Source organism: Pseudomonas sp. LBUM1674 (assembly GCF_059695635.1).
In genome coordinates, this window is sequence record NZ_CP166779.1 from 7016943 (window position 1) to 7031027 (window position 14085).

General features: G+C 57.4%; 11 protein-coding genes. 4 read left to right on the forward strand and 7 right to left on the reverse strand.

What is annotated here, in order from left to right:
• Window positions 1–89 precede the first annotated feature (89 nt).
• Genes ACA067_RS32285 through ACA067_RS32295 form a run of 3 tightly spaced genes read left to right on the forward strand, consistent with a single transcriptional unit; the run spans window position 90 to window position 1858 of the window.
• Complete coding sequence (locus ACA067_RS32285) at window positions 90–713, forward strand: FMN-binding negative transcriptional regulator (RefSeq protein WP_497460049.1); 624 nt, start codon at window positions 90–92, stop codon at window positions 711–713.
• Between the two features lie 9 nt (window positions 714–722).
• Window positions 723–1169: a GNAT family N-acetyltransferase gene (locus tag ACA067_RS32290; RefSeq protein WP_497460050.1), complete on the forward strand. Its 447-nt coding sequence runs from the start codon at window positions 723–725 to the stop codon at window positions 1167–1169.
• A 17-nt stretch (window positions 1170–1186) separates the two neighbouring features.
• Entirely contained in the window at window positions 1187–1858 is a 672-nt protein-coding gene (locus tag ACA067_RS32295) for a GNAT family N-acetyltransferase (protein WP_497460051.1), read from the forward strand.
• 131 nt (window positions 1859–1989) lie between these two features.
• Here ACA067_RS32295 and ACA067_RS32300 read toward each other — a convergent pair whose 3' ends face one another.
• The 4 genes from ACA067_RS32300 to ACA067_RS32315 all read right to left on the reverse strand — a co-directional run bounded on the left by ACA067_RS32300 (window position 1990) and on the right by ACA067_RS32315 (window position 8589).
• Entirely contained in the window at window positions 1990–3117 is a 1128-nt protein-coding gene (locus ACA067_RS32300) for a BsuBI/PstI family type II restriction endonuclease (protein WP_497460052.1), read from the reverse strand.
• Window positions 3083–4876 (reverse strand): HsdM family class I SAM-dependent methyltransferase, encoded by a 1794-nt coding sequence (locus ACA067_RS32305; protein WP_497460053.1) that lies wholly within the window; start codon window positions 4874–4876, stop codon window positions 3083–3085. Before ACA067_RS32305 ends, ACA067_RS32300 begins: the two co-directional genes overlap by 35 nt.
• A gap of 477 nt (window positions 4877–5353) precedes the next feature.
• Window positions 5354–7162 (reverse strand): sodium-extruding oxaloacetate decarboxylase subunit alpha, encoded by a 1809-nt coding sequence (gene oadA / locus ACA067_RS32310; protein ID WP_497460054.1) that lies wholly within the window; start codon window positions 7160–7162, stop codon window positions 5354–5356.
• Window positions 7163–7173: 11 nt separating this feature from the next.
• Window positions 7174–8589 carry an acetyl-CoA carboxylase biotin carboxylase subunit gene (locus ACA067_RS32315; protein WP_497460055.1) on the reverse strand — a complete coding sequence of 472 codons (1416 nt, stop codon included), beginning with the start codon at window positions 8587–8589 and terminating at the stop codon, window positions 7174–7176.
• Between the two features lie 190 nt (window positions 8590–8779).
• Between ACA067_RS32315 and ACA067_RS32320 the strand changes: the two genes are divergently transcribed.
• The gene (locus ACA067_RS32320; protein WP_497460056.1) at window positions 8780–9742 is read left to right on the forward strand and encodes a LysR family transcriptional regulator; all 963 of its coding nucleotides are present in this window, start codon (window positions 8780–8782) and stop codon (window positions 9740–9742) included.
• Here the strand turns inward: ACA067_RS32320 and ACA067_RS32325 are convergent.
• The 3 genes from ACA067_RS32325 to ACA067_RS32335 form a co-directional block, all read right to left on the reverse strand.
• Complete coding sequence (locus tag ACA067_RS32325; protein ID WP_497460057.1) at window positions 9684–9896, reverse strand: PA3496 family putative envelope integrity protein; 213 nt, start codon at window positions 9894–9896, stop codon at window positions 9684–9686. The two genes, ACA067_RS32320 and ACA067_RS32325, sit on opposite strands and share 59 nt — an antisense overlap.
• A 228-nt stretch (window positions 9897–10124) precedes the next feature.
• Window positions 10125–10991: a transcriptional regulator HexR gene (gene hexR / locus ACA067_RS32330; protein WP_064680491.1), complete on the reverse strand. Its 867-nt coding sequence runs from the start codon at window positions 10989–10991 to the stop codon at window positions 10125–10127.
• Between the two features lie 135 nt (window positions 10992–11126).
• On the reverse strand, window positions 11127–14000 hold the full coding sequence (locus tag ACA067_RS32335; protein ID WP_497460058.1) for an EAL domain-containing protein: 2874 nt from the start codon (window positions 13998–14000) through the stop codon (window positions 11127–11129).
• Window positions 14001–14085 lie beyond the last annotated feature (85 nt).

Sequence of the window (14085 nt, forward strand, 5' to 3'; positions counted from 1 at the left end):
GCAATGGACCTATGAAATTGGTCATTAATGGCTCTTACAACAGACCAATAGCCTGCCTAGGATGAACACATTCGCCAAGGAAAATCGCCATGTACACGCCAAGCAACTTTGCCATTAACGATTTGCATGAATTGCAGCAGCAGATACTGGGCACCCGCCTTGCCGTGCTGGTTACCCATGGGGAGCAAGGCCTGCAGGCCAGTCATCTGCCGCTGCTGCTTCGCCCCGACCAAGGCCCGAACGGCACCCTCTACGGTCACTTCGCCCGGGCCAATCCGCAATGGAAAGCATTGCAGGACGGCGCTCAAGCGCTGGTGATTTTTGCTGGCGCCGATGCTTACGTCAGCCCGGGGTTCTACCCGAGCAAAGCCGAACACGGCAAGGCCGTGCCGACCTGGAACTACGTCGCCGTGCACGCTTACGGCACGGCCGAGGTTTTCACCGATGCTGATCGCCTGCGCAATCTGGTCAGCGCTCTGACGGATCGTCATGAAGCAGGTCGCAACAATCCATGGAAGGTCGCGGACGCGCCCGCGGACTACATTGACGGAATGCTCAAGGCCATCGTCGGTTTTGCCTTGCCGATCCAGCGTCTGGAAGGTAAGCGCAAACTCAGCCAGAACCGCAGCACCGCAGATATCGCCGGCGTGCGCGAGGGGCTCGCCGCCAGCCCCGATGTGCATGACCAGGCCCTCGCCCACTTGATGCGTTAAGGAATGAACATGAGTCAGATCGAGATTCGCCAGGTCACCGCCGATGACCATGCTGCCTGGTTGCCGTTGTGGCAGGCCTATCTGCGTTTCTATAACACCGAACTGCCCGAGGCCGTCACCCAAAGCACCTGGCAGCGCATGCTCGACCCTGACGAACCGACCCACTCGGCGCTGGCCTGGGACAGTGGCAAAGCGGTAGGGATGGTGAACTTCATTTACCATCGTTCGAATTGGAGCATCGAAAACTCGTGCTACCTGCAAGACTTGCTGGTAACGCCGCAAACTCGCGGCACCGGCGTCGGCCGCAAGCTGATCGAATACGTGTACGCCACAGCCAAAGAGGACGGTTGCTGCAAGGTCCACTGGCTGACCCACGAAACCAACGCCACCGCGATCCAGCTTTACGAGCGCATCGCCGAACGGCCTGGTTTCATCCAGTTTCGCAAAGCCATTTAAGGTTCAAGGAGCACAGCATGACGACTTCACTCGCGGACTGGAAAGGCGTCCCGGCACCGACGGTTCAAACAATCGAAGGGCGCTTCATCCGCCTGGAAAAACTTGACCCGGCACGCCACGGCGACGGTTTGTGGAATGCCCTGCAAGGCCCGGGCGCCGATCCGAAGCTTTGGGACTATTTGCCTTACGGGCCCTTCCCGGAGCGCAGTGCTTTCGATGACTGGCTGAATAATCATGCGGCCAACAGCGACCCGTACTTCTTCAGTGTGATCGACCGCGCCAGCGGTGAGGTGCAAGGCATCCTCAGCCTGATGTCGATCGTCCCGTCACAGGGCCGCATCGAAATCGGCCACGTGACTTTCGGTGCACCGATGCAGCGTTCGCCAAAAAGCACCGAAACGGTTTATTTACTGGCCAAGGCATCCTTTGATCTGGGTTACCGACGCCTGGAGTGGAAATGCAACAACGACAACGCCCGCTCCAAGTACGCGGCCGAGCGGTTGGGTTTCAGTTTTGAAGGCGTGTTCCGCCAGCACATGGTGGTCAAGGGGAAGAACCGGGACACCGCTTGGTATTCGATTCTGGACTCGGAATGGCCGGCGATTGGTGCTGGGTTTGAACGGTGGCTGTCCGATGAGAACCAGACGGATTCGGGGCAGGTGAAAACGTTGGTGCAGTGCCGAGAGTAGTCAGCGGCGCCCTTTCAGGCGCCATTGTACCAAGCCTTGATCTAAGTTAGCGTCGAAATACGGCGCCGTGATTTATTGGAGCAAGGCTTGCTCACAAATGCATCCACCTATTCCGAAACAACCAATGGAGGCTATATTGGATTGGTTGCGAATACGTTGAGACTAGCTAATCGACTAACACCATTTTGTAACAGCACGAGATTTTCAGGCTCAGACATAAACCACGCAAAGGACCCCCAAGCCAAACCGGTTACTGTTTTTTTAAATCCAGCCGTTTCTCTATCCGCATAAGCAGTCACAAAAGCAACTTGAGAGCGTCTGAACCCACCTTTATCCGTGATCGCGAACAATGCGTCCTGTCTACGAGGCGTAATAGCACCATCAGTTGCGACGACCTCAACGAATACAATAAGTGGTTCGACCGGCCCCAAATCTACCAAAATCAAGTCCGGCAGATTTTTCTGAGCCTCTATATCGAGACCAATAGCCGAGGCCAGCTTGAGATCAGGATGAGCCACTTTGTTGCCTGATTCACTGAGCCAAATGACGCCTGGTTTTTCTAAAAATTTTATCGCAAAAACTTCAACGACTGCTTTTGAGATGTCAGAACTTGGTCCTGAAACCAGTCGACGAGTGTCACCATTAGGGAAGAAAACCATGACGCCTTCCTTCCCTGTTGTGCCTGCGCGCATAAGCGATACACGTGCTCTTGCACTGCGTGAGAGATGGTTTTCTTGCCACAACAAAATAGCGCCTTCCAAGTCCTCTTCTACAAGATCAGGGTCGAAAAGAGCTGCAAGGTCAGCCTTGAGTGCATAGCGAGGAGCGCCTGATGTAGTAATTACATCCGCGCGTTCGAGCACAGCCCCTACCACCAACAAACCCTCCCGTAAAGTTTCGTCGCGAATAGGCTCCCTGGTGTTATCTGCATACCAACGGGTACCAGGGACTTGAAAAGATTTCTTTCGCAAGTTTGCACGATAATTCAAACGTGCAGTCTCGCAGCCATCTCCCGCTTGCATATCCGTCATTCGATAAACGTGTACAGGCCCAAGCCAAACGTCTGCACCCTCGACTGCTCCGATGTAAAGCATCGTGAAAACCGTGCTTGCCGCCAGCTCACGTGTACAGTAAGTACGATTAGGCGTTCCTTCCGGAAAGATCAGAGGCAACCTTTCAGATATCAAAGCTCGTGAGACATAGGGTGGTAGCACTACTTCTTCCTTAAAAAAGTTTTGAGCATTCGGCTTCGATGGCATCCTTCGATCCACCAGACTCCACCAGCCTCGTTAATTCCTTCAAGGCTGTCGGCGCGGGTAACGGCAAAGACTCCAACTCATAGGCTGAAACTGCCACGGAACCACTAACACAACGAAACGCACGATCAGCTGCCCCACTATTGAGAAAAGCAGCAAGCACTGAAGCATCAATGTGTGGAGCATCCGTGGTAGGTCTGATCATATTGATGTGGTTCTCGATTACAACGCCACCATGTGATTGCAAGAACTCAATGGGTAAAGCTGTTGCAATGAGACGACGGCTTTGCTCTTTGGCCGTGGTGCGCTGTAAAAGAACACACGGCTTGGTCGTTACTAACCACTGATCAGATGGTTTCAGTTCAAAATAGGGAGCATGGTTCTTTTTTTCTGCCCGAAAAATGAAATCACCGTCGGCAGTAATAGCTTCAGCCCAGATCAACGGCAGACGATTAATGCCTGGCTGATAGGTCAATTGCGACTTATGGCGATTCCAGACTAATGGACCTGTACTGACCCCGTACCCCCAATCAGCAAGGCGGTAAGGCATATCAACAAGCTTCGCTACGAGCTCAGTCTGGGCTTGGTTCCTAGGCAATAACCATGGCAGAGTGAGATCTTTCGGAAGCGTAATCGAACCTGTTTCTTTGACGTCGATCACTCCGTCGGAAGACGTGATCTCAGAGACCGCAACCGGAACTGCCTCACCTGCTCTACGATAGGTGGTGAGTGCCATCTCCTGAAGCACATCATCAAAAACACCTTTGCGCGCAGCTACAAAATCAATTGCTATTGGAGGTGCTGCTTGGCCGATCAGTGCACGAAGATTTTTGAAATAGCCTCCCGCGAGGAATGAAGTCGGGGTGACATAGGCTATCAAGCCACCAGGCTTGGTCTGACGGATCGCAAAATCTGTAAACAGCCCATAGAGGTTGGCATGTCCATACAGTGATCGCTTGTATAGCTCTCGCGTCTCAGCATCTAGCTTCGCTCTGCCATATGGGGGATTCCCAATGACTAAATCGAAGCCATCTTTGATCGGGCTATGCCGCAATGAATCACAAACCGTGACCATAACTGGGAGCCGCAGGCCAGACGGACTACTAATTGGTAGCAGCACAGCGTCTAAGGCAACTTGACTCAGCCAGGCACCGAATGGATCAATCTCAAAGCCATGCAAACGGTTACCGATGCTTTGCAATAGAAGCTTCGGGCTGCAATGAGCAAGCGTGTTCATGATTCGCTGCGCGATCGGAGCAAGGAACGCACCACCGCCACACGCCGGATCCAGAACTCGACATTTAGCCCAATCAACATTAGCCGATGTGACCTGATCAATGAGCCGGGCGGTCAAGGTTGGTGGAGTGTAGAAAATACCGTACTCACCGCGATGCTCCACAGGAAGCATGCTCGTGTAGGTGAGACCAATTTGGTAAGCGGCCGTCTCCGCATCGGACTTGGCTGCTGCCAAGCCTATCTGCTCCGCCAGAGCGCTGGCCGAGTTAGAAAGAGTTGAAGTCTCAAAGGCAGCGATTGGCGCGCGTAGTTCTTGAGGCGCTATCTCTTGCTCGGTGAGTCCACGCCACCAAGCTTCGATAACCCGAACACCGAAGGTTCTGGCTAGGACAAGCTGATTTTCTGCGGGAAAGGTGTTCGCCATTGCTCGAGCTATCGCACGCACAGCTGACAATGACTGAACAGGAACCTCCAAAGCGAAAGGACAGTTCTGCTCATCAAATGTGATTTGCACCTCTTTTGCCATACACCCCCCATTGCGGGTCGCGATTCTACCTTGCTTTGAAGGTCCAGGCGTCCCGCCCATCGCTGTTACGCGATGTTGCGTCAAAAAAAAGATAATCAACTATTGGCAATTGCTCGGACTATACAAAATGTCCTGACATTGAAAGCACCCATACTGTATTAATATACAGTATGGGTGCCACAACGCTAGCGAATCGGCTAAGCGGTTATGCCAATAGGCCTGCCAGGTTCGTGCCGAACGGCCGGAGAGTGGGGTACGACGGGCGAACTACAGGCGAGCCCCCAAGCGAAGTAAAGCCCGGTTTCGTTATCTCGGATCGGTCCTACACCAAGTACCGAATGAAGTGACGCTCAACTATTGGGTTGGCTTCCAGACTGCCATCGCGAGCAAGCTAGCGCCTACAGGGGCTGTGTCGAATAAAAAAAGGGGAGCACATGCCCCCCCGAGGTTTAAAGCGGTGCTATCTCGGCTGTTAACTCAACCTTCAATCTCGATCAGGATTTCGCCCGGGTTCACCCGGTCGCCCTTGGCCACATGGATAGCGGTGACTTTACCGGCGATGGCCGCCTGGACTTCGGTTTCCATCTTCATCGCTTCGGTGATCAATACGGACTGACCGGCTTTGACGGTATCGCCTTCCTTGACCAGCACGTCGACGATATTGCCTGGCATGGTGGTGCTGACGTGGCCCGGGGCCGTGGCTTGCTTGCGCTTGCTGCTGCCGCCGCTGACGAACTCGTTGAGCGGTTCGAACACCACTTCTTCCGGCATGCCGTCGATGGACAGGTAGAAGTGACGCTTGCCTTCCGCCTTGACGCCGACGCCGGTGATGTCGACGCGGTAGGTTTCGCCGTGGACGTCGATGACGAACTCGGTAGGCACGCCTTCGCCACCGGCGGAGGTCACGCCGCCCGCTTCCGGAATCGGCAACAGCACTTCAGGTGTCAGGGTGCCGGCTGCACGTTCTTCGAGGAATTTGCGGCCGATGTCCGGGAACATGGCGTAGGTCAGCACGTCTTCTTCAGACTTGGCCACGGCGCCGATTTCGGCACGCAGCTTGGTCATTTCCGGCTTGAGCAGGTCAGCTGGACGGACGTCGATCACCTCTTCGCTGCCGATCGCCTGGCGACGCAGTTTTTCGTTAACGGTGCCCGGCGCCTTGCCGTAGCCGCCTTGCAGGTAAAGTTTCACTTCGTTGGTGATGGTCTTGTAGCGCTCGCCGGCCAGCACGTTGAAGAACGCCTGGGTGCCGACGATTTGCGAGGTCGGGGTCACCAGCGGCGGGAAGCCGAGATCTTCGCGAACCCGCGGGATCTCCGCCAGCACTTCGCTCATGCGGTTCAGAGCGCCCTGCTCTTTCAACTGGTTGGCCAGGTTGGAAATCATCCCGCCCGGTACCTGGTTGACTTGCACGCGGGTGTCGACAGCGGTGAATTCGCTTTCGAACTGGTGGTACTTCTTGCGCACGGCGTAGAAGTACAGGCCGATTTCCTGCAGCAGTTCCAGGTTCAGGCCGGTGTCGTATTCGGTGCCTTTAAGGGCGGCAACCATTGATTCGGTGCCTGGGTGGCTGGTGCCCGAGGCGAAGCTGGAGATCGCGGTGTCGATGTGGTCGGCACCGTTTTCGATCGCCTTGAGCTGACACATAGCCGCGAGACCAGCGGTGTCGTGCGAGTGAATGAACACTGGCAGCGACTGCTCGGATTTCAACGCCCGGACCAGTTCGCCAGTAGCGTACGGAGTCAGCAGACCGGCCATGTCCTTGATCGCCACAGAGTCGCAACCCATGGCCTCCATCTGCTTGGCTTGTGCCACGAAGGCGCCGATGGTGTGCACCGGGCTAGTGGTATAGGCGATGGTGCCCTGAGCGTGTTTGCCTGCCGCTTTTACCGCTTCGATGGCCGTACGCAGGTTACGTACGTCGTTCATGGCATCGAAGATGCGGAACACGTCGATGCCGTTGACCGCCGCCTTGGCGACAAAGGCTTTGACCACGTCGTCGCTGTAGTGGCGGTAGCCCAGCAGGTTCTGGCCACGCAGGAGCATCTGCAGGCGAGTGTTAGGCAATGCGGCACGCAGTTGGCGCAGGCGCTCCCACGGATCTTCCTTGAGGAAGCGCACGCAGGCGTCGAACGTCGCACCGCCCCAGCACTCAAGCGACCAATAGCCGACTTTGTCGAGCTTGTCGCAGATCGGCAGCATGTCTTCGGTGCGCATGCGGGTGGCGAGCAGCGATTGGTGGGCGTCGCGCAGGATTGTGTCGGTAACGTAGATTTTCTTTGTCATTGGAATATTCCTCACAGGCCTGCGTGGGCGGCGATGGCGGCGGCGATGGCCAGGGCCAGCTCTTCGGGTTTGCGCTTGATCGAGTAGTTGGTCAGTTCAGGGTGGCTTTCAACGAAGCTGGTGTTGAACTGGCCGCTACGGAATTCCGGGTTGCGCAGGATTTCCTGGTAATACGCGGCAGTGGTCTTGACCCCTTGCAGACGCATGTCGTCGAGGGCGCGCAAGCCACGGTCCATCGCTTCTTCCCAGGTCAGCGCCCAGACCACCAGTTTCAGGCACATGGAGTCGTAGTACGGCGGAATGGTGTAGCCGGTGTAGATCGCCGTGTCAGTGCGCACACCGGGGCCGCCGGGGGCGTAGTAACGGGTGATCTTGCCGAAGCTCGGCAGGAAGTTGTTTTTTGGGTCTTCGGCGTTGATCCGGAATTGCAGCGCGAAACCGCGGTGCTGGATGTCTTCCTGTTTCACCGAAAGCGGCAAGCCGGACGCGATGCGAATCTGCTCGCGGACGATGTCGATGCCGGTGATTTCCTCGGTGATGGTGTGTTCCACCTGCACCCGGGTGTTCATCTCCATGAAGTACACCTCGCCCTCGGCGAGCAGGAACTCCACGGTACCGGCGTTCTCGTAGCCCACGGCCTTGGCCGCACGCACCGACAGGTCGCCGATGTAGGCACGCTGTTCCGGGGTCAGTTGCGGGCTCGGGGCGATTTCGATGAGCTTCTGGTTGCGGCGCTGGATCGAGCAGTCACGTTCGAACAGATGTACCACGTTGCCAAAGCTGTCGCCGAGGATCTGCGCTTCGATGTGTTTCGGATTGACGATGCATTTTTCCAGGAACACTTCCGCCGAACCGAACGCCTTGGTGGCTTCGGAGATCACGCGGGGGAACGCCTGTTCGAGTTCTTCGCGGCTGTTGCAGCGACGAATGCCGCGGCCGCCACCACCGGAAGTGGCCTTGAGCATCACCGGGTAACCGATGCGGTTACCTTCAGTGAGTGCTTCTTCGATACCCGAAACGTTGCCCTCAGTGCCTGGCGTGACCGGCACACCGGCCTTGATCATGCTGCGGCGCGCTTCGGTCTTGTCGCCCATGCGGCGAATGACTTCCGCCGACGGGCCAATGAATTTGATTCCACGCTCGGCGCAGATCTCCGCCAGCTCGGCATTTTCCGAAAGGAAACCGTAGCCTGGATGCAAGGCATCGCAGCCGGTTTCCACAGCCAGGTTCACCAGCTTGCGCGGGTTCAGGTAGCCGGCCAGCGGATCGGCACCGATGCTGTGAGCCTCATCCGCACGCTTCACATGCAATGCATGACGGTCGGCATCGGAATAGACCGCGACCGAGCGAATGCCCATTTCGGCGCAGGCACGCACGATTCGTACGGCAATCTCACCACGGTTGGCGATCAGGATCTTTTTTATCACTTGGAGGTTCCCTTGAGCCGGTGGTACCCACGACCTGCTAGACCAGGTCGACGCGTGACCAAATGTTTCGATTTAGTCGCAGCCCCACACTAGCCCCCACAAGGGATTAACAAAAATGATTAATTATTGGGTCAGGCATAAGTAAAGACTTATAGTTGACGTACCAGCCTGCGGACAGAGACCTTGAATTATGCGTAAGTCCTTGATGCGTATGACATTGCGTCAATTGCAGATCTTCAACGAGGTCTGTGATCTAAGGTCCTACAGCCGCGCGGCCGAAGAAATGTCGCTCACACAACCTGCCGTCAGCCTGCAGATCCGTCAACTCGAGGAGCTGATCGGTCAACCCTTGTTCGATTACGTCGGCAAAAAACTCTACATGACCGAAGCCGCTGAAGCGCTTCAGCGCGCCAGCCGGGACATTTTCGGGCGCCTGGAAAACCTCGATATGCAGCTCTCGGACATGCAAGGCTCGCTGCAGGGCCAACTGAAACTGGCGGTAGAATCCAGCGCCAAGTATTTCGTGCCACATCTGTTTGCTGCGTTCAAACGCCAGCATCCGGAGGTCAACCTGCAACTGACAGTGGTCAACCGTGGGCAGGTGATTCGACGTCTTTCCGATAATCGCGATGACCTGGTGATCATGTCCATGGTGCCGCAGGATATGGGACTGGAATTCCTGCCGTTCCTCAACAACCCGATCGTCGCCGTGGCGCCACCGGATCATCCGTTGTGTCACATGGGCCCTCTGCGCTTGCAGGATCTCGAGCCTTACACACTATTGCTACGCGAGACCGGCTCCGGGACGCGGCTGGCCTGCGAAGAGTATTTCAAGGAGAAACGTGTGCACTTCAACCAGACCCAGGAGGTCTCGTCAGCCGAAGCACAACGGGAATGTGTGTTGGCGGGTCTGGGCCTGGCGCTGTTGACGCGCCACGCCCTGAACCTTGAGTTGGCGACCGGCGGCCTGATCGAGTTGCCGGTCGAAGAGCTGCCGCTGTATCGCAGCTGGTGCCTGGTACAGGCCAAGGCCAAACGGCTGTCACCGGTGGCGCACGCATTCCTTGCGTTTATTCGCAGCGAACGGATGCAGATCAGCGCCCTGGTTGAGCGTTTCGACGGGAAGCTACGGGAGCTGCCTGCCAGAAGTTGAGTTCCAGTTCGTCAGGCAAGTCGCCAATCTCGGCCAACAGCTGACGGCGTTCGCAGCGATCTTCGATGGCGCGGCGAAATTCCATGCGGCGCTGGTCTTCCTGCTGGCGACGGGTTCTGACGGCGCTGTTGCGTTCTTCGTAGGGCTGGGCCATTTCGAGTCTCCCAAGGCGATGACGGGAGTTACAGGATGGGCACGGGGGATGACGGTTTGGCGGCTTGTGCGTTACAGGGATGTGAATTTGCAGCGCTTTCCAGGATGCCATCGCGAGCAAGCTCGCTCCCACATTTGATCAGCCGTGTTGCACAAATTGTGCATACACCACAGAACCTGTGGGAGCGAGCTTGCTCGCGATTAAGGTCGGAACGACCTTACGACGACGTCAGTCGTCCAGCGCTTTCACCGACTTGGGCGACAGTCGCAAACTGCGCAGGCTGCGCTTGACGCTCTTGAGGTGGTTGACCAGGCTCGGCCCACGCGCCATGGCCACACCCATCGCCAATACGTCGATCACCACAAGGTGGGCAATGCGCGAAGTCAGCGGGGTATAAATTTCGGTGTCTTCATGCACGTCGATCGCCAGATTGACGGTCGACAGCTCGGCCAACGGCGTCTGGCTCGGGCACAAAGTGATCAGCGAAGCGCCGCTTTCGCGCACCAGATTCGCGGTGATCAACAGGTCCTTGGAGCGCCCGGACTGGGAAATGCAGATCGCTACGTCGGTCGGCTTCAGGGTCACGGCCGACATCGCCTGCATGTGCGGGTCGGAGTACGCCGCAGCGGTCAGCAGCAAGCGGAAAAACTTGTGCTGGGCATCCGCCGCCACCGCACCCGACGCCCCAAAGCCGTAGAACTCCACACGCTGGGCCTGGGACATCAGCGACACGGCCCGCTGCAACTCCACCGGATCAAGTCGCTCGCGAACCTCCATCAGAGTGTGCAGGGTGGTGTCAAAGATCTTCAGGCTGTAGTCAGCGACCGAATCGTCTTCATGGATCGCGAACTGCCCGAAGCTCGCACCCGCCGCAAGACTCTGCGCCAGCTTCAGCTTCAGATCCTGAAACCCGGAGCACCCGATGGCGCGGCAAAACCGAACGATGGTCGGCTCACTGATGCCCACGCTATGGGCCAGGTCGGCCATGGAACTGTGCATCACTGCCGCAGGGTCAAGCAGCACGTGGTCGGCGACCTTGAGCTCCGACTTGCGTAACAGGTGGCGTGACTGGGCAATATGTTGCAGCAGATTCAAAGGGGTCGACTCTTTGTTATTGGCAGGTGCCGGGGATGTAGCAAGCTTGTAGTTATACTACAAGAATCGGCTTTTTGCCTGCTCAATGCGTAACTCGATGTCCCCATTTCACGCCCTGTGCGCTCCATGTAGCCCTTACAAAGGCTTCGCGTCCGCACGCAGCAGTTGCAACAGGCCATCGGCCTCGACTGGCCGACTGACCAGATAGCCCTGCACTTCATCACAGCGCTCGGCCTTCAAAAACTCAAGCTGCTCCGGCCGCTCGACCCCTTCAGCCACTACTTTCAACGACAGTCCATGAGCCATGGCAATAATTGCCCGGGTAATCGCCGCATCCACAGTGCCCTCCCCCAGACCACGGATAAACGCTTGATCGATCTTCACGTAATCCACCGGGATGCGTTTGAGGTAGCTCAGGGATGAATAACCGGTACCAAAATCGTCAATCGCCAGTTTTACCCCAAGATTTCGCAGCTGCTGGAAGGTGGCGATGATGTGCTCGACGCTGTCCAGCAAATGACTTTCGGTGAGCTCCAGCTCCAGGTTATGCGGCGCCAGGCCGGTTTCTTCCAGCACCTGACGCACCAGGCTGACCAATTTGCCCTGACGCAGTTGATGCACCGACAGGTTGACCGACACCCGAATCGGCGCAAGCCCCTGACGTTGCCACTCGCAGGCTTGCCAGCAGGCCTGTCGCAACACAAATTCGCCAATAGGGCCAATCAGACCCGCCTCCTCGGCCAGGCCAATGAAATCCCCTGGCGGAACGCTACCCATGGTCGGATGATCCCAGCGCACCAGCGCCTCGGCAGCGTTCAACCGGCCCGTGGCGAGGCACAGCTTGGGTTGGTAAAACACCTTCAATTGCTTTTCTTCGATGGCCTTGCGCAGTTGATTTTCCAACTGCAAGCGCTCCAGCGTACTGGCTTGCAGACTGTCGGTGTAGAACTGGAAATTATTGCCGCCCAAGTGTTTGGCATGCTGCATGGCGATGTTCGACTGACTGACCAGCGCGGAAATTTCCCTGGCATTGTCCGGCAACATACTGATGCCCATTGAAGCGCTCACCACCAATTCATGCCCTTCGACGGTCAACGGCAAACGCAACTTGGTCGACAAGCGCGTCGCCACCCGCGCCAGGCTCGAGAGGTTGCCGTAGGTATTGAACAACACGGCGAACTCATCGCCGGACAAGCGCGCGATGGTGTCCGCCTCGGGCAGCGCGTTGACCAGGCGCCGGGCCATTTTTTGTAATAACTGATCGGCGATTTCATGGCCAAGGCTGTCGTTGAGCAGTTTGAAACGGTCCAGGTTGATGTGCAGCAACGCCAGACTACGGTAGCCGCCTTGGCGCACTCGCTGGTGAGCTTCGCTCAGTCGCTCGCGAAATAGCGAGCGGTTGGCCAGGCCGGTGAGTTCGTCATGATGGGTCAGGTAGCGCATGCGTTCTTCAGATTCCCGTCGCGCTGATAAATCGGCGAAGAAGCCCACTATATGGCTCACGTTTCCCCGAGCATCGCGTACGGCATTCAGTTGCAACCATTGCGGATACAGCTCACCATTCTTGCGGGTTTCCACCAGCTCGCCTTGCCAGGTCCCGTGTTGCTCCAGCGCCTGATGGATCGTCGCATAGTGCCGGCGGGCATCACGACTGCAGGGCAAGTCGACTACGTTGCGCCCGAGCATGTCCTCGATGGCATAGCCGGTGAATCGACTGAACGCCTGATTGACCGCGATCAGCGCGTAATTCGGGTCGAAAATCACGATGCCTTCGCTGGCCGCCTCGAACACGGTCGCTGCCAGTTGCCGCTGAACTTCCAGGCTTTTACTGACGCTGATGTCGCGGCGGGTGCCGACCATACGGATTACCCGACCGTTGTCACTGCGCTCGACCGCTCGACCACGGTCCTCGATCCACACCCAATGACCGTCGCCATGGCGCACGCGGTACTCAACCTGATAATCCTCGCTGCGGCCTTTCAAATGCTCGACCAGCGCGCGCTTGAGCGACGGCAAGTCATCGGGGTGCAGACGCGGCTTGAGGTGGCGAAGCATCGCCGTGACACACTCCGGCTCCAGGCCGAACAGTTCCTGGAGGTGGGTGTGGTGGACTTCATCGGTTTGCAGGTTCCAGTCCCACAAGCCCAGCTCACTGGCCTTCAACGCCAGCGCCAGTCGCGCTTCACTCTTGCTCAAAGCCTGGTTGGCGGCGTCCAGCTCCAGACTGCGCTGGGCGATGCGGCTTTCCAGCCCGATTTGAATCGCACGCAGTTCGTCTTCGGCACGACGGCGCTGGTCGATTTCCTTGGCCAGCGTGTGATTGAGTCGGTCGCTGCCGCTTTGAGCCTGCTGCAAGTGCTCGATCAGTGCCTGATTCTGGAAGCGCCGCAACAGCCCGCTATCGATCAGCCGATTGACCTGCCAGGCGACCACGCTCAACGCGCCCAGCAGAATCAGCCCGAACCAGCCCCAACCCTGCCCCTGCTCATCGCCGCCCCAGAACAGATAGGCGATGGCCGGCAACAGGCAGGGCAAGGTAAAGGACAGGAAGGCGGGCAGGCTGACCGCGTAGGCCACGCTGGCCGAGAGCGCAGCCGCGCCGATCAGACCGAACACCCAGGCTTGCTGTATGAAGTTGTCGGCGGGGACCAGCGCAATGCCAGCACCGGCCAGGGTCAGGCCGGTCAGGGCCGAACCCAGCAAAAACATGCGGCGCCAGATCGGATGGGCCTGGCGGTTGGGAATCGCTGAATCGAAGGCCGCGACCTGAATCACTCGCAACGCCACCAACGACAACAACCACACCAGCCAGACGCTGACCAGGACATAGCGCTGCGGGCTCCAGAGCAACCAGGCGCAGACCAGGCCATTGATCAGCATGAACAGCGTGGGCAGCAATGAGCCTTGATACAGCAGGCGCATGCGTTCGACCGCCATTTCCATGGCGTACTGTTTACGGATAACCCGAGGCTCCACCGCGGGGCCCGACAGGTCGGAGCTGAGGGTCATAGGTAAAGTTCTTGTTTTTATAATGATGAGCATGAGCCCGAAACGTGAACGGAGCATACACAAGCAACTGCCCGGACCACACTGC